This window comes from Dietzia sp. SYD-A1 (assembly GCF_015356725.1).
In the GTDB taxonomy this organism is placed as follows: Bacteria; Actinomycetota; Actinomycetes; order Mycobacteriales; family Mycobacteriaceae; genus Dietzia.
On record NZ_JADDKI010000318.1, the window covers coordinates 1 to 1,476 of the forward strand.

The window sequence follows — 1,476 nt, forward strand, 5'->3', positions numbered from 1 at the left end:
CGCCGGTGCCGGCCTCGCCGCGGCCAGGCTCACGGTCAGGCTCGCGGCGAGGCCGGCACCGGCGGGGGAGGAGAACGGTCTCACGCAGAGCTCCTGCTCGAAAGGGATTAGGTGTCCAGTCGGACACATAATGAGCAGAGCGTAGCCAGTGGATGTGTCACCGTTGTTAACTGATAATGCAGGTGGCGAGCGCGGCTGCCGGTGACGACTGCGTCTGGCGGTGACCGGCGCGGGCGACGGAGGGGGAGCGATGGACCTGGGCGGCTGGGCCGAGCGCTTCGAGTTGCTCGGCGACCCCACGAGGCTCGGCCTGCTCGCGCACATGCACCAGGCCGGCCCCGGGGTCGCGACCGTCTCGGACCTGGCCGCCGCGACCGGGATCACCCGCAACGCCGCGTCCCAGGCGCTGCGGATCCTGCGGGATCGGGGCTGGGTGACCGCATCCCGCGACCCCGAGGACGGCAGGGTGGTCCGGTACTCGCTCGCCGACGACACCGTCCATCGCATCCTGCACCTCATGGGCGCCCGACACCACTGAGCACCCGCCCTGCCCGGCCTGCCCGGCCTGCCCGGCCTGCCCGCCGGGCCCGCTGCATTGTCGACATGCGCGGGCGGAGTGGTCCATAGGGGACGCGAAAGCCGGATGGGAGCGGGCAGAGGGGCCGCGCAAGTCAAAGAGGACGCGCACGTCGGAGAGGACGCGCACGTCGGAGAGGACGCGCACGTCGGAGAGGACGCGTGGATTGCAGTGCGCGCGGCGTGGTGGACTCGCCGCGCGTAACTCGCGGCGCGATCCGGCGAAACACCCGCGCAATCTGACCGCGCCACCATGTGCACATGGACACCGTCGCCGAGACCGTGAGCCGGTGGCGCGCCGAGGGGATCCCGTGCGCGCTCGCCCGCGTCGTTGACATCGGCGGCTCCGCCCCGTTGGCCACCGGCACCGCGATGGCCGTGGCCGCGACCGGGGAGGTGATCGGCGGGGTCTCCGGCGGGTGCGTGGACGGAGCGGTGTACACGCTGTGCCAGGAGGTCATGGCCGATGGGCGACAGGCCTGCGCGGTGTTCGGCCCCGACGGCGACGAGCTCCTGGCGGTGGGGCCGACCTGCGGCGGGAGCCTCGAGGTGTACGTGGAGTACGTCCCCGCCCACGGCGGGCATCCGATCGACCGCGTCACCGCCGCCCTGGGCGAGGGACTGCCGGTGGTGGTGACCACCGTCCTGGACGGTCCTCGCTCCGGTGAGTGGACGGTGGTGGTGGGGACGTCGCCAACGGAGGACGACGACGAGCACGCGCATCGGTTCGCCGGATCGCACGAGGACTCGCGCGCGGACCGGCGTGGCGAGCATCCCGGCGACCTGGCCCCGGCCCGCGCCCGCGCCACCGCGATGCTCGGTCGATCGGGGACCGCGGTGGTGGAGAGTCCCGCCGGTCGCGTGTTCGTGCAGTCCCTGGCCCCGCCGCGACTCCTGGTG

2 protein-coding genes are annotated in these 1,476 nt (G+C 73.2%); both read left to right on the forward strand.

Annotated features, from left to right (window positions below; translation table 11 throughout):
- Positions 1-220: 220 nt before the first annotated feature.
- Complete coding sequence (locus IY392_RS12835; protein WP_375292915.1) at positions 221-538, forward strand: ArsR/SmtB family transcription factor; 318 nt, start codon at positions 221-223, stop codon at positions 536-538.
- A gap of 299 nt (positions 539-837) precedes the next feature.
- Positions 838-1,476: XdhC family protein (locus tag IY392_RS12840; RefSeq protein WP_194861425.1), on the forward strand; the 639-nt coding region annotated here is incomplete at its 3' end.